Source organism: Planktothrix sp. PLAVEN19ND (genome assembly GCF_057220675.1).
Genome location: NZ_CM170132.1, coordinates 5425862 through 5449238, shown reverse-complemented (window position 1 = coordinate 5449238; position 23377 = coordinate 5425862). Strand labels below are relative to the sequence as shown.

General features: G+C 41.0%; 20 protein-coding genes and 1 other RNA gene. 12 read left to right on the top strand and 9 right to left on the bottom strand.

Annotated features, from left to right (window positions below; all coding sequences use genetic code 11):
• Window positions 1-286: 286 nt before the first annotated feature.
• Window positions 287-2224, bottom strand: coding sequence for a CHASE2 domain-containing protein (locus AC2D3N_RS23510; protein ID WP_484692326.1), 1938 nt, complete (start codon window positions 2222-2224; stop codon window positions 287-289).
• A gap of 202 nt (window positions 2225-2426) precedes the next feature.
• Here AC2D3N_RS23510 and rnpB point away from each other — a divergent pair.
• Together rnpB and rnc are read left to right on the top strand one after the other, a co-directional pair.
• An RNA gene (gene rnpB, locus AC2D3N_RS23505) (RNase P RNA component class A) lies at window positions 2427-2792 on the top strand.
• 57 nt (window positions 2793-2849) lie between these two features.
• Window positions 2850-3584, top strand: a complete 735-nt coding sequence (gene rnc / locus AC2D3N_RS23500) for a ribonuclease III (protein WP_079680204.1) — start codon at window positions 2850-2852, stop codon at window positions 3582-3584.
• Between the two features lie 65 nt (window positions 3585-3649).
• On the opposite strand, the gene AC2D3N_RS23495 is transcribed toward rnc, so the two are convergent.
• Window positions 3650-3865 (bottom strand): hypothetical protein, encoded by a 216-nt coding sequence (locus AC2D3N_RS23495; RefSeq protein WP_484692325.1) that lies wholly within the window; start codon window positions 3863-3865, stop codon window positions 3650-3652.
• A gap of 18 nt (window positions 3866-3883) precedes the next feature.
• Here AC2D3N_RS23495 and AC2D3N_RS23490 point away from each other — a divergent pair, with 18 nt between their 5' ends.
• A complete protein-coding gene (locus AC2D3N_RS23490; protein WP_484692324.1) occupies window positions 3884-4888 on the top strand; it encodes a Gfo/Idh/MocA family protein in 1005 nt (334 codons plus the stop codon).
• 12 nt (window positions 4889-4900) lie between these two features.
• On the opposite strand, the gene AC2D3N_RS23485 is transcribed toward AC2D3N_RS23490, so the two are convergent.
• From AC2D3N_RS23485 to AC2D3N_RS23475, 3 genes are all read right to left on the bottom strand, one after another.
• A complete protein-coding gene (locus AC2D3N_RS23485) occupies window positions 4901-6880 on the bottom strand; it encodes a sensor histidine kinase (RefSeq protein WP_079680206.1) in 1980 nt (659 codons plus the stop codon).
• A 69-nt stretch (window positions 6881-6949) separates the two neighbouring features.
• On the bottom strand, window positions 6950-7651 hold the full coding sequence (locus AC2D3N_RS23480; protein WP_079680207.1) for a response regulator transcription factor: 702 nt from the start codon (window positions 7649-7651) through the stop codon (window positions 6950-6952).
• Between the two features lie 79 nt (window positions 7652-7730).
• Window positions 7731-8423, bottom strand: coding sequence for a response regulator transcription factor (locus tag AC2D3N_RS23475; protein ID WP_079680208.1), 693 nt, complete (start codon window positions 8421-8423; stop codon window positions 7731-7733).
• Window positions 8424-8563: 140 nt separating this feature from the next.
• Between AC2D3N_RS23475 and AC2D3N_RS23470 the strand changes: the two genes are divergently transcribed.
• The 4 genes from AC2D3N_RS23470 (at window position 8564) to AC2D3N_RS23455 (ending at window position 12144) form a co-directional block, all read left to right on the top strand.
• A complete protein-coding gene (locus AC2D3N_RS23470; protein WP_484692323.1) occupies window positions 8564-8968 on the top strand; it encodes a heavy metal-responsive transcriptional regulator in 405 nt (134 codons plus the stop codon).
• 384 nt (window positions 8969-9352) lie between these two features.
• Window positions 9353-10597 carry an RNA-guided endonuclease InsQ/TnpB family protein gene (locus AC2D3N_RS23465; RefSeq protein ID WP_484692322.1) on the top strand — a complete coding sequence of 415 codons (1245 nt, stop codon included), beginning with the start codon at window positions 9353-9355 and terminating at the stop codon, window positions 10595-10597.
• Window positions 10598-10703: 106 nt separating this feature from the next.
• Window positions 10704-10946 carry a thioredoxin family protein gene (locus tag AC2D3N_RS23460; RefSeq protein ID WP_484692321.1) on the top strand — a complete coding sequence of 81 codons (243 nt, stop codon included), beginning with the start codon at window positions 10704-10706 and terminating at the stop codon, window positions 10944-10946.
• Between the two features lie 205 nt (window positions 10947-11151).
• A complete protein-coding gene (locus AC2D3N_RS23455) occupies window positions 11152-12144 on the top strand; it encodes a permease (protein WP_484692320.1) in 993 nt (330 codons plus the stop codon).
• Between the two features lie 20 nt (window positions 12145-12164).
• Here AC2D3N_RS23455 and AC2D3N_RS23450 read toward each other — a convergent pair whose 3' ends face one another.
• The 4 genes from AC2D3N_RS23450 to AC2D3N_RS23435 form a co-directional block, all read right to left on the bottom strand.
• Entirely contained in the window at window positions 12165-14096 is a 1932-nt protein-coding gene (locus tag AC2D3N_RS23450) for a tetratricopeptide repeat protein (protein WP_484692319.1), read from the bottom strand.
• Window positions 14097-14307: 211 nt separating this feature from the next.
• Window positions 14308-14478 carry a photosystem II assembly protein Psb34 gene (gene psb34 / locus AC2D3N_RS23445; RefSeq protein WP_144017809.1) on the bottom strand — a complete coding sequence of 57 codons (171 nt, stop codon included), beginning with the start codon at window positions 14476-14478 and terminating at the stop codon, window positions 14308-14310.
• 100 nt (window positions 14479-14578) lie between these two features.
• Window positions 14579-15406: a thiazole synthase gene (locus AC2D3N_RS23440; protein WP_079680213.1), complete on the bottom strand. Its 828-nt coding sequence runs from the start codon at window positions 15404-15406 to the stop codon at window positions 14579-14581.
• Between the two features lie 123 nt (window positions 15407-15529).
• Window positions 15530-16366 (bottom strand): sulfurtransferase, encoded by an 837-nt coding sequence (locus AC2D3N_RS23435; protein WP_079680214.1) that lies wholly within the window; start codon window positions 16364-16366, stop codon window positions 15530-15532.
• A 148-nt stretch (window positions 16367-16514) separates the two neighbouring features.
• Here AC2D3N_RS23435 and AC2D3N_RS23430 point away from each other — a divergent pair, with 148 nt between their 5' ends.
• The 5 genes from AC2D3N_RS23430 (at window position 16515) to AC2D3N_RS23410 (ending at window position 23371) form a co-directional block, all read left to right on the top strand.
• On the top strand, window positions 16515-17087 hold the full coding sequence (locus tag AC2D3N_RS23430; protein ID WP_484692318.1) for a Uma2 family endonuclease: 573 nt from the start codon (window positions 16515-16517) through the stop codon (window positions 17085-17087).
• A 76-nt stretch (window positions 17088-17163) separates the two neighbouring features.
• Window positions 17164-18042 (top strand): tRNA (5-methylaminomethyl-2-thiouridine)(34)-methyltransferase MnmD, encoded by an 879-nt coding sequence (locus tag AC2D3N_RS23425; RefSeq protein WP_484692317.1) that lies wholly within the window; start codon window positions 17164-17166, stop codon window positions 18040-18042.
• 60 nt (window positions 18043-18102) lie between these two features.
• On the top strand, window positions 18103-19467 hold the full coding sequence (gene glmU / locus AC2D3N_RS23420) for a bifunctional UDP-N-acetylglucosamine diphosphorylase/glucosamine-1-phosphate N-acetyltransferase GlmU (RefSeq protein ID WP_484692316.1): 1365 nt from the start codon (window positions 18103-18105) through the stop codon (window positions 19465-19467).
• 150 nt (window positions 19468-19617) lie between these two features.
• Entirely contained in the window at window positions 19618-20598 is a 981-nt protein-coding gene (locus tag AC2D3N_RS23415) for a homogentisate phytyltransferase (protein WP_484692315.1), read from the top strand.
• A gap of 403 nt (window positions 20599-21001) precedes the next feature.
• A complete protein-coding gene (locus AC2D3N_RS23410) occupies window positions 21002-23371 on the top strand; it encodes an arylsulfatase (RefSeq protein WP_484692314.1) in 2370 nt (789 codons plus the stop codon).
• Window positions 23372-23377: the final 6 nt, after the last annotated feature.

Here is a 23377-nt window from a genome sequence, read left to right as displayed (position 1 = left end):
TGCCTATCTCCTATTCCGTTCTTAATATGGGAATCTACGGATTTCAGATTGATATACTAAGCATTTTATACCTGAAACCTGAGAAAGTGTTCCCCAGTATTGAGACTTCTTTACAAAATCTTGATTAAAAATGGACTTTTGTTAAGTTTTAGTTAATATAGCAAGAGGCAATAGGGAATAGGCAATCTCGCTTCGCTATGGGTAAATACTTACTGTGAGCAGCTTTTAGCTTTCAAGAATGTCCTAATAGATGTGGCGACTGCTGTACCACAAGTATCGGTCAGAATTAGATTTTTCGCCTTTTTTTCCAGCCGATAACCCGGTAAATATCAACCATTTCTTGTCTTCCTTTCAGTGGTATTAGTCCCCAAGATTCAACTTCAAAACTGTCCGCAATATATTGTAAAGTTTGGTAAGCAATTAAAATTCGACAAATACCCGGTTGTCGATCTTTTTCACAACTTTCTAAACGGGAGGCAATATTAACACTATCTCCCAATAAACCATATTCTAAGCGTTCTTTTCCTCCCAAACTTCCGGCGACAATCGGGCCAGTAAAAATACCAACTCGCATCGAAATTTCGGGGAAGTTGCGGTTTTTCCAATCTTGATTTAACCGCTTTAAATGGTCTTCAATGGTCAAAGCACAGGCAACCGCATTATAAGCATCTTCAGCAATAGATTCCTGGTTTTTCCGAGCGAGGGGAACGCCAAAGGCTGCCATAATTCCGTCCCCGGTAAACTTATTAATAATACCATGATGGGTTTGGACACATTGGGTTAAAACGGATAAATATTCATTTAACCATTCCATTAAGGTTTCTGGGGGCATTTCTTCAGAAACGGTACTAAAATTTCTAATATCACTAAATAGAATAGTGGCAATTAATTTTTGACCGGGTAATTTTCCATCTTCCAATAAACGATCGCGACTATTCCATAAAGCATTCGCAATTTCCGGTGAGGTATTTTGTCCTAATAATCGCATCACAATTTGTTGCTGACGTTGGGCTTGAAATGCACGGTAACCAGTAACAGTACCACTGGTAAATATAAGGGCTAAACCAGGAGTTGTAGTGGGAACCCAACGGTTATGTAAAAATAGGAAAAAACTTAATCCAAATAAAACACCGACTAAAAATGGATTCCCTAGGGTAATAATCAAAGGATTTCGACTTGACCAAGCTAAGGTGGCTCCGATTAAACCCCAACTACAAATCCATAAAAGTTCTCCCCATTGTTCCCAAAAAACAAATAAATCGCGCTGACCTAAAACCGCATCTAAAATTTGACTCACCATTTGAGCATGAACGATAACTCCTGGCATTTTAAAGGCATTCTTTTCCGCCGGACTATAGGGAGTTAGAAATAAATCTTTGCCACTGGGAGCTAATGTACCAATTAAAACAATTTTATCTTTAATCCAACTTTCGGGAAGGGTTTGATCTAAGAATTGTGTTAAACTAATCATTCTGGCAACATGATCAGCAGCGCGATAATTTAATAAAATTTGATAACCTCGATCATCAATGGTTTGATAACCGCCAGAATTTCGAGATAATGGAACAAATTCAGCCTTTCCCCAAGTAATAAAATTAGGATCTCCCTGATTATTAGCGGGTGCAATTCCTAGGGACAATAAATACTGCAATGCCATTCTTAAAGAGAATGAATAAAAAGTGCCATCTGGGGTACTAGCAAACATCAAATTTCGACGAATGACATTATCGGGGTCAAGCAATAAATCATTAAAACCGACTCTTTCATCAGAAATATTAGGCGGTGCCGGGATGCTTTTTATTTCACTATATCCTAAATTACTAATCACAATTACATTATCGGAAATTTGAAGTTGTTTCTGAAATTTATCATATCCGGGTTCATATCTAATATCACGATAAAGATCCAAACCAATAACTTTAGGGTTATATTCAGATAGTTTTTCTAATAATCGTGCAATCACTTCATCGGACAGAGGCCAACGCTCAAGTTTTTGAATATCTTCTTCGGTAATTCCGATCACCACTAATCGAGGATCAGCTGCTAAAGCCGGACGCAATCTGACCAGTTGATCATAAGCGACTAATTCTAAGGGTTGTAACCAACCTAAATAATAAATTCCCAAGAGTACAGATAACACAAAAATTGTGGCGATAATTACGGCAGAAATCTCCGATAGATCAAGCCACTTATTGCTCAATTTATTAATTCTTAAAATACTCACAATAATCAGTGATCAGTAAATAGTTATCAGTTATCGGTCATCCGTCGTCAGTGAAATAAATAAAATCGGGACTTTACTAATCAATTATAACTTTAGATTGCCTCCTAACTGAGTAGAGAGGTGTCATAGCACGTCTTTACACTGATTACCGATCACTGATTACTGATCACTGATTTTGCAGTAGTATGGGATAGGGGGGTTCATAGTCAGCGCAGGCGATTACGGACTACAGTGAGTAGTCTGAGGAAAGTCCGGGCTCCCGAAAGACCAAACTTGCTGGGTAACGCCCAGTGCGAGCGATCGTGAGGATAGTGCCACAGAAAAATACCGCCTTCGGGTAAGGGTGCAAAGGTGCGGTAAGAGCGCACCAGCAACGTCGTGAGGCGTTGGCTCGGTAAACCCCGGTTGGGAGCAAGGTCGGAGGAACTAGGGTTGGTCTTTTTCCCGTTTCGTTAATAGTGGTACCGCTAGAGGTGTTTGGTAACAGACATCCCAGATAGATAATCGCCGTTGGTGTGCTAATTCTAGCCACCAATAACAGAAACCCGGCTTATGTCTGACTCTGAACTCCCCCTAATTTTTTCCCCTACAGTGAGTCCTATTTTCGCTCTTACTACCAAAATCTATGACTATTGGCTATCCAAATCGAAAACGCCAGTTGCAAAAGCTGATTCAACGTTTGGGACTCCCGGCTCATCTCCCGATTCGATGGGATTTGTTGGACTTGGCCCTCACTCACCCGACACTTTCCGCCGAGGCTAATTATGAACAATTGGAGTTTGTCGGGGATTCGGTGGTGAGATTGGCGGCGTCTGAGTTGCTCTATGAAGTTTATCCTGACTGTCCAGTGGGAGAATTTGCGGCAATTCGTTCGATTTTGGTGAGCGATCGCACTTTGGCTGAAATTGCTGATCAGTATGGGTTTGGTACGTTTTTACTGGCAGCCGGGAGCGCGATTCGAGACAAGGCGGGGGAAGAATCCCGTCTAGCGGACTGTTTTGAAGCAGTCTTGGCGAGTTTATATCTGAGTAGCCAGAATTTAACCTTAATTCGTCCTTGGTTAGATTCCCATTTTCGCGATCGCGCTGCCAAAATTATCCGTGATCCAGCCCGAAATAATTATAAAGCGGCTCTACAGGAATGGACACAAAGCCATTATAAAGTTTTACCTGAATATAAAGTCCAGCAAAATCGCCAAATTCATAATGATGAGGGGCGTTTTACGGCGGTGGTTTGGTTACAAGGTCGTCAACTGGGGGAGGGTACCGGACGCTCAATTAAAGCCGCGGAACAGGCGGCGGCGGAAGTGGCTTTTCTTTCTGTGGTAGAAACTCAAAAACCCGCCGGGATTAAGCGATAAAAACAAGAAAAATCACCAAATAAACAATCAGCAATTGATCTCATATAGAATCCTTTAAAAATGAATTACCATCGGAAACTAGAATAATTGTTGGTATTATTAAGACGATGGAAGAATAAATCCCCATTCCCCATTCCCCATTCCCCATTCCCCATTCCCCATTCCCCATTCCCCATTCCCCATTCCCCATTCCCCATTCCCCATTCCCCATTCCCCATTCCCCATTCCCCATTCCCCATTCCCCATTCCCCATTCCCCATTCCCCATTCCCCATTCCCCATTCCCCATTCCCCATTCCTATGATTAATATTGCTATTTTTGGTGCTGGTCGTTGGGGAGTTCATTTAATTCGTAACTTTAATCAACACCCTAATTCTAAAGTTGTGGCGATCGCCGATCCCAATCCTGACCGTTTACAAGCGGTGAAAGAACAGTTTCAACTACCCGACGATATGATTTTAGCGACCGATAGTTCAACAATTTGGAATTTACCTAATATAGATGCAGTTGCGATTGCCACCCCTGCGGCTACACATTTTTCTTTAATTTCCGACGCCTTAGCCCAAGGTTGTCATGTTTTTACCGAAAAACCCTTAACCCTAAGTGTGACTGAATCGTTGGAATTATGCCACCTAGCCGAACAAAAACAGCTACAACTTTTTGTCGATCATACTTATTTATTTCATCCGGCAGTAGAACGGGGAAAAACCGTGATTGAATCGGGGAAATTAGGGGAATTAAGATATGGTTACGCCACCCGAACCCATTTGGAACCAGTGCGGCAAGATGTGGATGCGTTATGGGATTTAGCAATTCATGATATTGTTATTTTTAATAGTTGGTTAGGGGAAAAACCGATTCAGGTGAAGGCCACGGGAACGGTTTGGTTACAACCCGCATCGGGATTATCGGATTTAGTGATTGCTAATTTAACCTATCCCAGTGGGTTTGAAGCCTTTCTACATTTGTGTTGGTTAAACCCAGACAAACAACGTCGTTTAGCGGTGGTCGGAAGTCAGGGAACTTTAATTTTTGATGAACTACAATCCCAAGCTCCTCTGACGATTCAACAGGGTTATTTTGATGTTATTGATAACAGTTGGAAAGCCACCGGATTAAATCGAGAAGTGATTGAGATTGAATCCAGGGAACCCCTAGCCCAAGTTTGTGATCATTTTCTTAATTCTATTCAAAATCATCGACTTTCCTCGATTTCTTCGGGATGGGTGGGTGCAGAATTAGTTAATATTTTGTGCGGGTTTAGTGAATCTTTAAAACAAGGAGGACACCCTATAAATTTATAGCCGTTTTCAGTCCTATTCAGCGATCATGGGATGGGAAGCAATAGCATTTTGAGTTTCAGGTGATTTTGTATTAGTATCAGATAGGGGAATACTAATCATCACACTGGTTCCGAGATCTAAACCTGGACTATCCAGGGTAATAAAACCCCCCATCATTTGCATTAAACTGCGAGAAATGGCTAAACCCAATCCAATTCCTCCGAATTCTCTTGTGGTTGAACCATCGGCCATGGCAAAGGGTTCAAAGATTTTTTGCTGATGTCCCAAGGCCACACCAATTCCAGTGTCGGTAATGGTGACTACAACTTGATATCGCGCGGTCGTAGATTTTGAGGCGGTATTATTCTGCATTTCAATTAGAGAATTGGTAGCAAATTCAATCCGAGTGGAAATGATAATTCCTCCCGATTTAGTGAACTTGACAGAATTATTCAGAATATTAATAAAAACTTGTTTTAATTTATCAGGATCAGCCTGAACAATAATAGGTTTATCGAGGGTAGGTAAGTCAATTGTTAAGTTTTTTTGTTGAATATCCAACATTTGCAAATTCACCGCATCTTTCACAATTTGCATTAAATCCGTTGGTTCAAGCATCACGGATAACTTGCCTTCTTCAATTAAAGCAATATCTAAAATATCATCAACTAAATTTAATAGATGTTGGCTGGAATCCGAGGCGATTTGGAGATATTCTTCCTCCTCGGCTTTGGTATCACATAAACCATCTTGAATCAGACTAATTGAATTAATAATCCCATTTAAAGGGGTTCTTAATTCATGAGAAACAACTCGTAAAAATTCATTTTTTAATTGATTAGCAACTTGGGCTTCTTTGGACGCATATTCTAAGGCTTGCGCCCTAGCCCTAAGACTTGCTACCATCGTATTGAGAGCTTCAGCTAACTGATTAAATTCTCGAATTTTGAGATTATCAGGAACGTCACCCGGACTATCTAAGTTCTTGGCTTTGATTGCATAATCTCTCAATTTTTCTAAAGGAATCGCTAAATCCCTAGAAACATAAACCGCAGCAATAATACTGGCAATGACTAAAGATAAAACCAAGAAAATTAATAACGATTTAATATCTTTTAAACCCGATAGAGCTTGCTGTAAATCAACAACCGCTAAAACCACCCATTGCTTATCGTTTTCTGAGGTAATGGGGCTAGGAATTGAATCATATCCCGCTAGTAGTTCTTTACCTGATTGATCAAAAGAAAATAAATGAATAAAAGAATTTTTTTTCCTCTCTAACGCATTAGATAATAGGTGGCTGAGTCGGTTAGCATCCGCTTGCTCTTGAATATTCCGTCCCAATTTATTCAAACTTGGATGACTAATAATTGTTCCACTTTGATCAATAATAACGGTAAATCCCGTTAAAGATTTAGGACGTTCTTTTGATTCTAAATATAAAGTTGATTGCAGACTTAACACATATTTTAATTGATTTTCATTATTCTGGTTGATATAAATTGGAGAGTTGAATACCAATTTAATTTGGTTTCGCCATTCTGAATTTTTTTGATCAAGGCCAGGAACTAAATAGTTAATATAAATCTCAGAATTTTGCTGTTTTTTTAACGGCCAAAAGTTTTTAGAAATGGAGTAGATAGGCTGTTTTCCACAGGTGCTGGCAACCATTTGTTGCGTTTGTAAATCAGTCAATTGCAGACAACTAACCAAGGGAGAAAACTGCTCCTGAAGTTGGGAAAGCACCACAGAATACTGTTTAGATTTTTCGGGTTGTAAAACAATATTATTGGTAGCAATCGTCAAACCGGACTTGTTGAAATTAATCCATTCATTAATGGTTTGTGCTTTTTTACTCGCACTTTCTGTTAAATTTAATCGGGCTGTTTCGAGTAAACCAGAACGTGCTTTTCTATAGGTAACATATTCTCCCACCAGCAGCACAGGAAGACTAAGCAGTAAAATCTGCGACAGTAAAATCCGGCGAAATGACGATTGACCCAACTTAGGCATAGTAGAACATGGGACAGAAGACGGGACGTAGACAGCAGGTAGACTGGAGTAGACAATAAACCACAAATATTATAGTGATAATCTTGCCTCTGAACTGAAACGATAACCGACACTTCTAACCGTTAGAATAAAAAAAGGATTTTTGGGATCAGGTTCAATTTTTTTACGAATCTGACCAATATGAACATCAATAACCCGCCCGTCTTCGATACTATCATCTTCAAAACCCCAAACTTTTTGTAATAGTTCTGCGCGTTTCCAAGCTCTACCTGGTTTACTTGCCAAACAATAAAGCAGATTGAACTCCAAGGCACTGAATATTACTAATTCGCCTTTGAGATAAACTTCTCGGCGATTAGGATCAATGATTAAATCCCTATAAGTTAAATTCTGGGGATCTAAGTTAGGTACTGACATCCGGCGTTTTAAAACTGCCTTAATTCGCAGACTTAACTCCTCTAAATCAAAGGGTTTGGTTACAAAGTCATCCGCTCCTTCTTTTAACCCTAGTTTGGGATCTTGTTCACTGGTGAGCATCAGGATCAGAACGTGAGTTTGATTTTGCATTTCTCGACATAATGCTAAACCCGTTGTATCCGGTAAATTCAAATCTAATATGACTAAATCGGGGTTGAACTGTTCAAAAACTTTCAACGCCGTCTTACCGTCAGCCGCTACTTCTATTTGATAATTCTGTTGGCTTAAATAACGGCTAATTAAATTTCGGATTGCCGGATCATCATCAACGACAAGAATCTTTGCTGAGGTCATAACTACAAAGCCCGTGAGAATTTAACGATTGATGATCGGGCATGAACAGTTAAGAATATAGGACAATTACCCATGACAATTAACGTTCACCCGTGCGCCGATCAAACATATATCCCACACCCCGAATTGTTTTAATATAGGAAGGTTGATCCGCATCCGGTTCGATTTTTTTACGAATCTGACCAATATGAACATCGACAACGCGCTGCTCCCCTTCATACTCATAACCCCAAACTTCCTGCAATAATTCTGCCCGTCGCCAGGCTCTACCGGGTTTGCGGGCTAGACAATACAGCAAGTCAAATTCTAATGCACTTAAGGCGATTAATTCACTACTAATACAAACCTCACGACGATTCGGATCAATAGTTAAATCCCCATAAATTAAATTTTTAGGTTGTGTATCTACTGGATTTCGTTGCCGCTTCAAAATTGCTTTGATCCGAAGGTTTAATTCTTCTAAATCAAAGGGTTTGGTCACAAAATCATCTGCTCCCTCCTTTAATCCGAGTTTGGGATCTTTTTCGCTGGTTAGCATTAGAATAAATACACTGGTTCGACTTTGCATTTCCCTACACAATGCTAAACCTGTTGTATCCGGCAAATTTAGATCCAATACCACTAAGTCGGGATTGAACTGTTCAAACCTTTCCAATGCGGAATGGCCGTCACTCGCCATTTCAACCTGATAGTCTTGTTGGCTAAGATAGCGACTTATTAGGTTCCGTATTGCCGGATCATCATCAACTACGAGGATTTTTACAGATACCATAACCACGCATATTCAGCAGAAGGTTGAGCCAGATTCTTAAACAGACATCTCAATGTTAATGGAAAACTTGAACTTACACCCAATAACATACCAATTTAGTCGTATTGCTTTACAGAGTCTAACCTACAATCACTAAATCAATGTTCCAAATCGGCGCAGTCTCTCGTAGTCTAGGACTAAATCCCCAAACTGTTTATTTTTATGAACGCATTGGGCTAATTCCCCCACCCCATCGGACTGAGGCTGGTTATCGGCTGTTCAGTCAATCGGACGTGGAAAGACTGGGGTTTATTGTTCGGGCTAAATCTTTAGGCCTAAGTCTGGAGGAAATCAAGGAAATTCTGGCCTTGAAAGATGGACAACTGCTTACCTGCTCGGAGGTTCAAAATCGCCTACTCAATAAACTAGAGGCGATTGAGGAAAATATCCGTCAATTACAGGCATTGCGGCAAGATCTTCTACCTTTAGTTGCTCGCTGTGGCCACAATCTTGATCCAAATAATCCAGAAAAACAGTGTGTTGTTTTGGAAGAAAGTAGCGATTAATCTGCCGATTAAGGTTGAGAAAACACCACAAGCCCTAAAAAAATTTGTTTAATCCCCTTGACCTTATACCAAAGTATAGGCTCTATGATGATTTCTGTGATGACTAGGCCTATTTTTTGAGGAAAACAGATGTTTGCAGTGATTAACGACTCTCTGGCTATCGGTAGTATTACGGAATCGACGAAATCAATAATATACAAAAACAGGGCTATCAAAGCCTGATCGATCCTTGCCCGACAGCAGAAGGAAATCAACTTAATGCCGTTGATATCGAAGCTCAATGAAAATCATCGGAAATTTGGGTAGAAACCCCGTCCTTTTAGGACGGCTTTACATTTAGAGGTTTTCGCTATATACTAGAGAAATAGTGAAACACCTGAGAAGATGTACGCCACTCAAAAGAACCAACTTAGACGACTTAGCCAGCAGGAATTTAACGCCCTGACTGTTTTGTGTCGTTTGAGCAAGAATCTTTTTAATGTGGCGTTGTATGAATGTAGGCAGTATTTCTTTACTCAAAGAAAGCGACTGACCTATGAATCTAACTACCATATTTGCAAGTCTAATGAGAACTATCGGCTTCTTAATACCGATATTGCTCAACAGACAATGAAGGTGGTAGATAGAAGTATGCGGTCTTTCTTGGGACTTCTTCAAGCCATCAGTATAGGACGTTGTGAACAAAAACCACAACTGCCTAAATACTTGCCCAAAGATGGTTATTTCCCTTTGATTATTCCGAGAATTAAAGTTAAAAATGGGGTGTTTAATATCCCCATGTCTCAACAATTTAAACAGGAATATGGGGAAGTGAAAATCCCACTCCCAGAAAGACTGAAAGACAAGAAGATTAAGGAGGTACGAATACATCCGAAATACTCGGCTCGATGGTTTGAGATTGAGTATATTTATGAAGATGAAAAAATCGAAACATCTGTTGATTCCGAAAAAGCGATAGCTATTGACTTGGGGGTTAATAATCTGGCAGCTTGTTTTGACACTGATGGGCATCAATTTTTGATTGATGGCAAAAGACTTAAAAGCATTAATCACTGGTATAACAAGCGTAACGCCCAGCTTCAATCTGCCAAAGACAAGCAAGGGATAAAAGGGATCACAAATAAACAGGCACGACTTAATCAAAAGCGGAATGACTCTATTCGAGATTATTTGAATAAATCGGCTCGAATAATAATCGACCATTGTTTGACTTATCAAATTGGTAAATTGATAGTTGGTTACAATCCGGGTATCAAGCAAGAGATTAATATCGGACTTTCTAATAATCAAAACTTTGTCCAGATTCCTTTTTGGCAGTTGAGACAAAAACTTAAAGCTTTGTGTTGTCGATACGGAATTGAGTATGGTGAACAAGAGGAATCTTACTCCTCTAAGGCTAGTTTTTATGACCAAGATGAGATCCCTATTTACAATGCCGATAATCCCAGTAAACAGAAGTTTTCTGGTAGAAGGATTAAGAGAGGATTGTATAGAACAAAGGATAGACATCTGGTTTCGGCTGATATTAATGGTAGTGCCAATATTTTGGTTAAAAGTAAGCACAGACTTGATTTTGAGCGAGTGTCTAGCGGGTTTTTGGCTAACCCTTTAAGGATTTACGTCTCTTAAGAATCCCCGCCGTTTTACGGCGCGGGAGTGTCAACTAAAACTTCTATTTTCATTCCTTACCCAGTCCCGATCAATTATCCTATCAAATTTAACCATAAATTCAGCCATGAACACAATTAAAGTTGAAATACTCGGAACCGGTTGCAAGAAATGTCAGCAACTAGAAGCGAATGCCAAAGAAGCGATCGCAACTCTCAATCTTGATGCGGAATTATTCCACATTACCGATCCGATTGAAATTGCCAAACATCATGTTATGTCTACACCCGCACTGGCGATTAATGGCAAAGTTGTCAGTCAAGGTAAGGTGATTTCTTCCGATCAAATTAAGCCTTTATTGCAAAAGTAATAGGTAATAGGTAATAGAAAGAGTTTACTCCCCCTGCCTCCCCTGCTCCCCCTGCTCCCCCTGCCTCCCCTGCCTCCCCTGCCTCCCCTGCTCCTCTGCTCCTCTGCTCCCCCTGCTCCCCCTGCCTCCCCTGCCTCCCCTGCTCCTCTGCTCCCCCTGCCTCCCCTGCTCCCCCTTTCTCGGACAACTCAAATAGGATTTCTATATGTTTGATCCTTTTTATCCGTTTGATTGGTTAGCGACTCAGATTGTTACCCAAGTCTTTCGGTTGTCGCTAGAATCTCATCTGGGATCTAGTCTGCACTTTTTTTTATATGATGTTCCTAAAGTTTTAACCTTGCTGATCGTAATTAGCTTTTTGGTTGGCACTTTTCAAAGTTTCTTGGAACCGGAAAAAGTCAGAAATTGGTTAGAAGGTAAACGGACATTTGGGGGGAATATCGTTGCTGCTCTGGTGGGAATTATTACCCCCTTTTGCTCTTGTTCTGCTGTGCCTTTATTTATTGGTTTCTTAGAAGCAGGAGTTCCTCTAGGGGTGACGTTTTCCTATTTAATTTCAGCACCGATGGTCAACGAGGTGGCTGTGATTCTATTATGGGCATTATTTGGGTTAAAAGTGACATTATTTTATATTGGCTTTGGGTTAATATTGGCGATTATTGCGGGTTATATAATTGGCTTACTCAAACTAGAAAAATGGGTTGAACCTTTTGTTTGGGAGTTACAAAAAAATCGTCAGAATATCTCCCAAAATGATGACTTAGATCTAAATCAAATAACTTGGCAAGAACGGTTTGAACAAGGGAAGTTTCAGTCAATTGAAATTGTTAAATCAGTCTGGCCTTATGTGGTGGGAGGAATTGCCATTGGAGCCCTGATTCATGGCTATGTACCAACAGAATTTATCGTTAGATGGGCTGGCGCAAATAATCCTTTGGCTGTACCCATTGCTGTTATTCTTGGTGTACCACTTTATGCTAATATTGCGGGAGTTATGCCCATTACGGAAGCCTTAGTTAATAAGGGAATGCCCCTGGGAACAGTATTATCTTTTACGATGGCAGTAACAGCCCTATCTTTTCCAGAAATGGTGATTCTGAAAAAGGTACTCCGTCCCCAACTTCTGGCTATATTTATTGGCATTGTCACCCTTGGTATTATTGGTATCGGCTATTTATTTAATATTATTCTTAGCTGAATTAGGACACAACTTTAGACCTATATTTTGGGTAATATTTCAGACAGTAGATGGGCTGGAATTTGAGATAAGGCTTGATTTTGTCCTTCTAGTCCCGACTCCTGATAGAAGGCACGAATGGTTCGCAGTAAATAACCTAAAGTAGTTTGGTGATGCTCCGTCGTTTTTGAATCAAAAATAACATCTTCTGTAAATTGCTGTTTTGACTCACTAATAACAGCTTTAACATGATGTTTGAGTCCAGCTTTTAAGTAGGCAATTCGAGTGTTTTTTTCCAGGTGTAAATGAGAGTCCGTAGCCAGTTGGTAGTGGGTCAATCCCAAATTATTATGGGTTGCTAGGGGATCAAAATTCAGTTGGGCTGGACTCAGATCCGCCACAAGGAAGAGGGCTTTTTGGTAGGCTGCGATCGCTCTTTTTAAAAATTTAGCCCGAATTTCTGGCTTCTGATAGTGGTTCGCTAAATGCCAATAGACGATACCCAAGTTATTATAGGTAGCTGCACAAGCGATTGGGGCGGAGGTGGTTGTCCGATAGGTTAAGGCTTGATGATAGGCATGAATGGCTTGTAATAGTAATTTGGCTGAGGGCTGATGTTGGCTTAATGTCCAATAGGCTGTCCCTAAATTGGTTTGTAGCAGGGCATAATTCAGGGGATCTTGTTGGGGGGTATAAAATCCCATTGCCTCAGTATAAGCGACAATAGCGGCTTTTAGATGGGGAATTGGTTGGGTTTTTTGGGCTAATTTCCAATAGGTCGTTCCTAGATTATTTTGAATAGTAGCATAGTCTTGAATCCGGGAAGCATTGATTTCATAAACGTTCAAATTCAGATAATATAATGCCTCTTTATAGGCAATAATTGACTGCTCTAAATTTTTAATAGTATCTTGCCAATTGGCTAAATCCGCATAGGCTGTCCCCAAATTTTTTTGGACTTGTATATATAAATTAGGATGGATTTCTGGATCGATTTTCATTAAAGCATTTTGATAAAAAATAATACTTTTTTCTAAATAGTCAAGGGAATCAGGAGACTTTAAATTATCTTTAAACCTTTGGCGAAATCCCATCCAATATAAAGTACCTAAATCGTTAAAAACATGAATAGAATCATCCTGATCATCGGAAGAAATAGAATTTTTATCAAGTTCGGGAATAATTTCTAAAACCTGTTCATAGGCTTGAATAGCTAGGGTATAGTGAACTTCTAAATGTTCCCCAGCAATGATGCGATCGCGGTAAATATTTCCTAATTGGCGATAGGCTTGGCGGAGGGGAAGGAGGGCAGACTGTTGCTCAAATTGCTGAATTTGATCCAGAATTTCCTGCACAGGGTCTGATATTCTATCACTTTCAATAGGTTGGGAAATATTAGCAGAATCTAAGGAAATTGTCTCTGACTCCAAATCACTAGGAGTTGGATCACTGATCCATTCAAATACCCCAGTGCGTCGCTCCCAGAACTCTGGTGCAGATTGTTGAATACAATATAACCAAGGGGTAGAAATCCACAGCAGAAAACTAAATTCCAACCCATCAAGATGGTTTTCTAAGGTTCGCAAATACCTTAAAAATGACCATTGCATCGCTGGAGGTTGACGGGTTAGATGTTCTATCCCTAAAATTTGAAATCCGATCAAGTCTTGATTACTATAATCCGATTTATTTTGAGCGTACCACTTGGTAATTGCTTGAAAAGGATTTGGATCACTTAAATCAAGTTTTAAACTGATTAAAGCGGGATAAATTTGAGATTGTGGTGCAATATTTATCTGATTTGTAGATAAAAAATCTGTTTGTAACCTTAGCACCAAATGATTTCGCAAATTTAAGTTATCACAAACAGCAATAAAAACTTGACGGCGAAGTTGTAAACCTAGCGCTTGTTGTAAGCGATTATAGGTTTGCTGATGAGTCTCCGAAACTAAAATAGAACAATTACTGCTCATCGCCATTATCAACCCTTAAACCATCACCTAGAATATCTAATTATCTTCTTCCATCTAGCGGTTCAGGTTCAGGAGAGAGGCGAGTTTTTCACCCCTATTTCTATTCGTTGTGTCTTCAGTGTCTTTGTGGTTTTATCCAAATAAGGCGGGTTTTTTACGATTAACAAACCCCAAAATACCCAAAACCCGCCCGGACTGAATGATCGATATTTTAGGATACGGTGAAGGCAAGGACTAATAAACCCCCTACCAGGGCAATCCCAGCAATACCACCAATAATATAATTCCGCTTTTGTGAATTGGTAGGGGGTTCAGCTGTATAAACTTTCGGTTCCACTGCGAAGTTATTTAGACGTCCACCTTCTTCATTGATATAAGGCATGATGAAAAATCCATAAGTTACTATCTGGGATCAAGAATAACAAAAATTTAACAAAAATTTACACTCCATGGAAAAACTTAATAATTTCAGGATTGACAATTTAACTGGTGATTGTCCCAGTTAGGGGGGAAGATGCTTGGGCGTAGCTTTTGACCGGAATCCGTCCAGCGAGATAGGCTAGACGTCCGGCTTCGGTGGCCATTCCCATGGCTCTGGCCATGGCGGTTGAATTTTGGGCCAAGGCGATCGCCGAATTAATTAATAACGCATCCGCCCCCATTTCCATTGCCAAAGCAGCTTCACTGGGCGTACCGATTCCGGCATCTACAACGACGGGAACCGTGGCATTATCAATAATGATGGCAATATTGGCAGCGTTTCTAATCCCTTGTCCTGAGCCGATGGGAGACCCTAAGGGCATTACTGTCACACAGCCAACGTCCTCTAAACGTTTCGCCAGCAGAGGATCGGCGTTAATATAGGGTAATACGGCAAAGCCTTCTTTAACTAATTGTTCCGCCGCTTCTAAGGTGCCAATCGGGTCAGGAAGTAAATATTTACTATCAGGAATTACTTCTAATTTGACAAAATTATTGTCTTCCTGTCCTAATAATTTTGCCATTTCCCGTCCAAGTCTAGCTACCCGAATTGCTTCTTCTGCGGTTTGACATCCGGCGGTATTTGGTAACATCCAAATTTTGCTCCAATCAATTGCTTCGGCTAACCCTTCATGTCCCTGGGCTTGGGTTTGGACTCGTCTAACGGCGACGGTGACAATCGAACAACCACTTGCCTCAATACTGTACTGCATTTCTTGGAGGTTACGATATTTTCCAGTTCCGGTCATTAACCGAGATTTAAAGGTTTTTCCCGCAATAATTAAGGGAGTATCAAGGAAAGATGGGGTGGGTTTTTCTAGGGTTTGCATAATAGTTAATTCTGAATAGGGAATGGGGAATGGGGAATGGGGAATGGACTTTTAGTGATTTCAGGGATATCTTAAATGATTACAAGTCATTTAGGATTATTATATTCCCATAATATAATTAATTTATGATTTTTGTTCTTCTATCAAATAGGAACACCAATCACTCCAACTTCCCCCATATAATTTAGCTTGATCAATTCCCGCTAATTCTAAGGAAAATAAATTCACACAGGCGGTGACTCCCGAACCACAATAAACGATTATTTCTTCTGAGTCCTTAATATTTTCCCAGCGTTGGGATTGTTCGTTTATTTTAACAAAACCTGTGGTTTCTGTCACCTCTTGCCAAGGATAATTTACCGCTCCCGGAATACACCCGGCAATGGGATCAATGGGCTCGGTTTTTCCTAAATAGCGTTCCGGTTCTCTGGAGTCTATTAGCACAACTCCGGGTAAATCTTTTCGAGCTTTTACTGTTTCAATATTAACCAGCATTTCTGACTGAATTTCTGGCGTAAATTGTCCTAATTTTGTAGTAGGAATATTAGAACTAATCGGATAGTTTGAATTTTTCCATTGGCTAAAACCACCATCTAATAAAGCAATTTTTTTATGCCCAAAATAACGCAATAACCACCATAAACGAGAAGCAAAAGCTAACCGAGAATCATCATAAGCGACAACCAAAGTCTGTTCAGAAGTTATGCCAATTTCTGATAATTTTTTAGATAATTTTTCTGGATTTGGTAGGGGATGACGTCCGCCGTGTTTTTGAATCTGACTTGATAAATCTTGGTCTAAATCTAAATAAAATGCTCCGGGAATATGACTTTCTTGATATTGTTGTTGTCCGAGTTGGGGATTGGCTAAGGAAAACCGACAGTCTACAATCACAATATTAGGATCTTCGAGATGTTCTGCTAACCATGCGGGGGAAACAATCAGTTGAGGTTGAATCATGGCAATATTTACCGTAAAGTTTATTTACAATAAAATGTCAGCCCTGAAGGGCTTACTACTTAGGAGGTAGAATTTATTCTATAATTATCATATCTGATTCGTGAATAGAATTGATTTAAGATTTTTTACATAAATTAGGAGAATCGTTATGATTGCCAATCCCCAACCCTATATTACCCGTGAACAGTACCTCGAAGGGGAAAAAAATAGTCTGGTTAAGCATGAATATATTCAAGGAGAAGTTTATGCTATGGCGGGGGCGAGTGATGCCCATATTACCATTTCCCTCAATATTGCATCTACCTTAAGAAACCATTTAAGAGGAAAAGGATGTCGGGTTTATATGGCGGATATGAAAGCTGATATTGAAGTTTTAGATATATATTACTATCCCGATGTGATTGTCACCTGTGATCCTAGAGATAAAGAATTTCAATATTTTAAACGATATCCTAAATTAATTGTTGAAGTTATTTCTCCTGGAACAGAAGGATTTGATCGAGGTAAAAAATTTGAAGATTATCGACAGTTAGAAACCTTAGAAGAATATGTTTTAATTGCTCAAGATCGAATTAGTGTAGAATGTTTTAGAAAAAATTCCGAGGGATTATGGGTTTTATATCCTTATATATCAGAACCAGAAATTGATTTAGGGAGTCTGGATTTTCGTTGTCCGATGACTGATCTTTATGAAGATGTTGAATTTCAAGTTATAACTTGATCGAACAACAAACCCGGTTTCGTTATTAGTTAGATGGTGCGTGCGAGCAGCTTACACACCCTACAAATGAGGAAAGATGATCGAAAATGAAGCATTAACGCCCCAATTAACCGCCGATGGTTCCTTTACCTTTTTCTCCTCGGAATTTGGAGAATTATTTCATAGTCATTTTGGGGCAAAACAGGAAGCAGAACGCAAATTTGTAGAACCCTTACAACTAAGAAAAAAATCTAAAATATCCCCCCTATTTTTACTTGATATTTGTTATGGTTTAGGTTATAATACAGCAGCAGCATTAACCGCGATTTGGGAAGTTAATCCTAATTGTAAAATAGAATGGATTGGCTTGGAATTTGATCAACGAATTCCCCAAGTAACCTTAGAATATAATTTACTTAATGCCTATCCTGATTATATCCAAGAAATCCTAAAAGAACTAGCCCAAAATCATTATCTAAAAACCGAATTATTCAACGCTAATTTAATGATTGGCGATGCTAGAAATACAATTCAAACCGTTTACAATTCTGGGTTTAAAGCCGATGCAATTTTCCTTGACCCCTTTTCTCCCGCCCATTGTCCCCAACTGTGGACAGTAGAATTTTTAACCCTAGTTGGCCAATGTCTCAAACCCCAGGGAGATTTAGCCACCTATTCCTGTTCAGCGACGGCCAGAAGTGCTTTAATCCAAGCGGGGCTACAAATTGCTTCTACCTCTCCGGTGGGGCGACGTACACCCGGGACAATAGCCAGTTTTGACCCCAGGGGTTTACCTCCCCTGTCTCCCAAAGAACAAGAACACCTCAAAACCCGCGCCGCCGTCCCCTATCGAGATCCCAGTTTATCTGATACGGCGGAAAAGATTATCCTGCGACGTCAAGCTGAACAAGACACCTGCACCCTTGAACCCACCTCCCATTGGAAGAAACGATGGCGCAGTGAGTCCATCTTGTGAAAAGATAGTTGAGGATGCGATGATCGTGTCTGTTACTTACAATTGACACCCGGACATTAAATGGTAGCGGTAGCAATTTTAGCGGCGGGACGCGGAACTCGCATGAAATCTGATCTTCCCAAGGTTCTGCATCAGTTGGGAGGACGCACTTTAGTTCAACGGGTTTTAGAAAGTTGTGTTCGATTGCAATCTTCCCGTAGATTAGTGATTGTGGGCTATGGCGCTGATTTAGTTTGTGACAGTCTTCAACAAACGGATACGCAACCAGCTTTAGAATTTGTTGAACAAACTGAACAATTAGGGACAGGTCATGCAATTCAACAATTACTTCCCTATTTAAAAGACTTTACCGAGGATTTACTGGTTTTAAATGGGGATGTTCCGTTATTACGTCCTGACACTTTGGAACAGTTAATTAAAATCCACAAAGAAAATGGCAACGGGGCGACTTTATTAGCAGCCCATTTACCTAATCCTACGGGATATGGTAGGGTATTTTGTGATAGTCAAAATTTAGTTAATCAAATTATTGAACATCGAGATTGTACCGATGCTCAAAGGCAAAATCATCGAATTAATGCCGGGGTTTATTGTTTTAATTGGCCACAGTTAGCGAAAATTTTACCCGACCTAAAAGCCGATAATGATCAACAGGAATATTATCTCACCGATACGGTGCATCATTTGGATAAAGTGATGGCGGTGGATGTTGAAGATTATCGAGAAATTTTAGGGGTTAATAGTCGCAAAGATCTAGCTAATTCCTATAAGGTTTTACAAAATTGGGTAAAAACTGATTGGATGGCGGCGGGGGTAACAATTATTGACCCCGATAGTGTCACGATTGATGATACAGTCAAGTTAGAACCCGATGTGATTATTGAACCCCAAACTCACTTAAGGGGAAACACGATTATTCAAACTGGAAGTCGAATTGGCCCAGGAAGTTTAATTGAAAACAGTCAGATTGGAAAAAATGTCACTGTGCAGTTTTCCGTCGTTTCCGATAGTGTTGTTGCCGACGGAACCCGCATTGGGCCCTATGCCCATTTAAGGGGTCATGCAAAGGTGGGAGAACAATGTCGGGTTGGCAACTTTGTAGAATTGAAAAATACTGAAGTGGGAAATCGGACTAATGTTGCCCATTTATCTTATATAGGAGATGCCACATTAGGAGATAAGGTTAATATTGGGGCGGGAACAATTACCGCTAATTATGATGGGGTGAAAAAGCACCGAACAACAATCGGAGATCGGACTAAAACCGGATCAAATAGTGTTTTAGTGGCCCCTCTAACCCTGGGAAATGATGTTACTGTGGCGGCAGGTTCTATTATTACGGATGATGTCCCCGATGATAGTTTAGCTATTGCCCGGGAACGTCAAGTAATTAAACCTGGTTGGCGCTTAGAATCACCCAAATAATCTTAATGGAATTAGGGAGGAGAAACTAGCATAAAATAGGATAGCATTTGAGAGATATAGCGAGTCTAAATCATTTGTACATAAGGATCAAAATTCAATTCATCGTAGGGGCGAGGCGCGCCTCGCCCCTACCCGGAAATTTCTGAAAATATGACTAAAACTTCTTCTCCCTCTGTGATGATTTCTTCCCCTAATTTGATTGAAAAAAAATTTCCAGGGTTATACTCTTTTTGGAAATTTTCCCGTCCCCATACAATTATTGGTACAACTTTAAGCGTGTTGGGGATGTATTTAATTGCTATTAGTGAGTTTAGGCAATTTCCTGGTTTTAATTTCAGTTTCCTGGCTTTATGTTGGAGTTGGTTAGCTTGTATTTGTGGTAATATTTATATTGTCGGATTAAATCAACTTGAAGATATTGAAATCGACCAGATTAATAAACCTAATTTACCCTTAGCATCGGGGGAATATTCCCGTTTCCAAGCTCAACTAATTATAGGAATAACCGGAATTTCGGCGTTAAGCATTGCAGCGTTTCAAGGCCATTATTTATTGGGAATGGTAACGATTAGTTTGCTATTGGGGACGGCTTACTCCCTACCGCCCATTCGCTTAAAACGGTTCCATTTTTGGGCGGCATTTTGTATTTTTACAGTCCGAGGAATTATTGTTAATTTAGGGTTATATTTACACCTAAGTTGGATTTTATCAGCAAAATCAATATCATCAATTCCGATAATTCCCCCTGCGGTTTGGGCGTTAACATTATTTATTTTGGTGTTTACCGTTGCGATCGCAATTTTTAAAGATATTCCTGATTTAGAAGGCGATCGCCAATTCCAGATTAACACCCTAACCATTAAATTAGGAACTGTAACAGTATTTAATTTATCTCGATGGATATTGACTATTTGTTATTTAGGCATGATTTTTGGCAGTTTTCTATTAAGATATTCGATAAATCCCATATTTTTAGGATTAAGTCATTTAGTCTTATTAACAGTATTATGGTGGGGAAGTTTCCGAGTCGATTTAAGTGATAAACAATCCATTAGCAGATTTTATCAATTTATTTGGAAACTGTTTTTCCTAGAATATTTAATCTTTCCCCTTTCCTGCTTATTCACTTAACCCAACCCCGTAGGGTTTAAGCACCATTTCTTAACTCGGTCAACCCCATAATAAAGAATAATTGAAATAAAAGAAAAGTATTCGGCGAATATAATTCGCTACTACACAAACCAAGTCCACCTTCGTGGACTAACGCAAAATTAAGGTTCTTAACCCACGAAGGTGGGTTTTGTCTGTGTAGACGCGATTTCTAATCGCCGGGTTAGGTATTTACTTCTAAAAAACACCAATTTGGTCATAAAATAAATGACGAATATTTTTAATTTATATTTAGTAACGCGGGACGAGAATTAGCATACTGGCATTTAAACAAAGACTTGGTATCTACTTTGCCCCTGGTGACAACTTCCGTTTATCGATTATTTTAGATAGACTTAGAAAAGTTTAGAAAAACCTATTAATAATGACAGCAAACGATCCAATTCAACGCCAAATTCTCCCGATTCCTGACCGCCCTCAGATCGGGACAACCACTTACGATGCCAAAGATCCAGACACCAAATATCCACCGATTCGAGATCTGCGCCCGCCCGCAGGTGCGCCCAATGTCCTGATTGTTCTGCTTGATGATGTGGGTTTTGGTGCGTCCAGTGCCTTTGGTGGCCCCTGCAACACCCCAAACTTCGAGAAATTAGCATCCCAGGGACTAAAATACACCCGCTTTCACACCACCGCCCTCTGCGCGCCCACCCGACAAGCATTACTCACCGGACGGAATCATCATTCCGTGGGCATGGGCAATATCACTGAAACCGCCACGGCTGCCCCCGGCTATAGCTCCGTGCGTCCCAATACCAAAGCCCCCCTAGCAGAAACACTGAAGTTGAATGGCTACTCGACGGCTTATTTAGGCAAGTGCCACGAAGTTCCGGTCTGGCAAACCTCCCCCATGGGGCCCTTCGACGCTTGGCCCACAGGCGGTGGCGGGTTTGAGTATTTCTACGGCTTTATTGGTGGGGAAAATAATCAGTGGGAGCCAGCCCTGTATGAAGGGACAATTCCCATTGAGCCACCCAAGACCCCCGAAGAAGGCTACCACCTGACGGAAGACTTAGGGGATAAAGCCATCTCCTGGGTTAGCCAACAGAAGGCCCTGATGCCCGATAAGCCCTTCTTCATGTACTTTGCCCCCGGTGCCACCCATGCCCCCCATCACGTTCCCAAGGAATGGATCGAGAAGTACAAAGGCAAGTTTGCCCACGGCTGGGATCGGCAACGAGAAATTACCTTTGCCCAACAGAAGCAACTAGGGGTGATTTCCCCCGATGCGGAGCTAACACCCCGTCATCAGGAAATACCCGCCTGGGATGACATGAGCCCCGAATTTAAGACCGTGTTAGAACGGCAAATGGAGGTTTATGCAGCGTTTCTGGAACACACCGACCACCAAGTCGGGCGGTTGATCGAGACCCTGGAGGAGTTAGAAATCCTCGATGATACCCTCGTCTATGTGATTATTGGCGATAACGGGGCCTCCGCCGAAGGGACAATTCATGGCGCCTTCAACGAAATGGCGAACTTCAACGGTCTGGCTGCCCTGGAGACACCGGAATTCCTGTTGTCTAAGCTGGACGAATTTGGTTCTCCTGAGTCCTATAACCACTATGCGGTGGCTTGGGCTTGGGCGATGGATGCCCCCTATCAATGGACGAAACAGGTGGCATCCCACTGGGGCGGGACTCGCAACGGCACAATTGTCCGCTATCCCAAGACAATCCAGGAAAAAGGCGGTATCCGCAACCAGTTCACCCATGTGATTGATCTGGCTCCGACGATTTTGGAGATGGTAGGCATTCCTGAGCCAACCATGGTCAATGGGGTGCTGCAAAGCCCCTATGAAGGGACAAGCATGGTGTATAGCTTCAATGATGCCCAGGCTCCAGAACGTCATGAGGTGCAGTATTTTGAGATGTTTGGCAACCGGGGCATCTACTACAAAGGTTGGAGTGCTGTTACCAAGCACCGCACCCCCTGGGTGATGACTGGTCAACAGATGTTGCCCTTTGATGATGATGTTTGGGAACTTTACGACGGTAGCAAGGACTGGACACAGGCCCATGACCTCTCCAAAGAGATGCCAGAGAAATTGCACGAATTACAACGTCAATTTCTGATTGAGGCGGTTAAATATAATGTTCTACCATTGGATGATCGCCAGGTGGAACGGATTGATCCTGAAATAGCGGGCCGGCCGACTTTGATTCAGGGGAACTCGCAGTTGTTCTTTGCGGGTATGGGACGACTTTCGGAAAACAGCGTTGTCAATATCAAGAACAAATCCTTCTCCGTGACATCGCAACTGGAAATTCCCCCAGAGGGAGCAGAAGGTGTGATTATTGCCCAAGGCGGTCGGTTCGGGGGTTGGAGCGTCTATGCCCATGAAGGGAAAGCCAAGTTTGTCTATAATGTCCTGGGTATCAATCGTTATGTTACCGAAGCCCAACAGCCAATCTCAACGGGGAAACATCAAGTGCGAATGGAGTTTGCCTACGATGGTGGCGGTTTGGGTAAGGGTGGCAACGTCACACTCTACTACGACGGCCAACAAGTGGGTTCGGGTCGTGTGGAACAAACTCAAGCATTTATCTTTTCGGCAGACAAGACCACCGATGTGGGCTACGAGTCGGGTACACCCGTAACTCCCGACTACAATCTAAAAAGTAGTCGCTTCACCGGAAAAATTGCTTGGGTACAGATCGACGTCGGTACGGATAACCACGACCATTTCATTAAACCCGAAGATCGTTTGAAGATCATGATGGCGCGACAATAGGTTAAA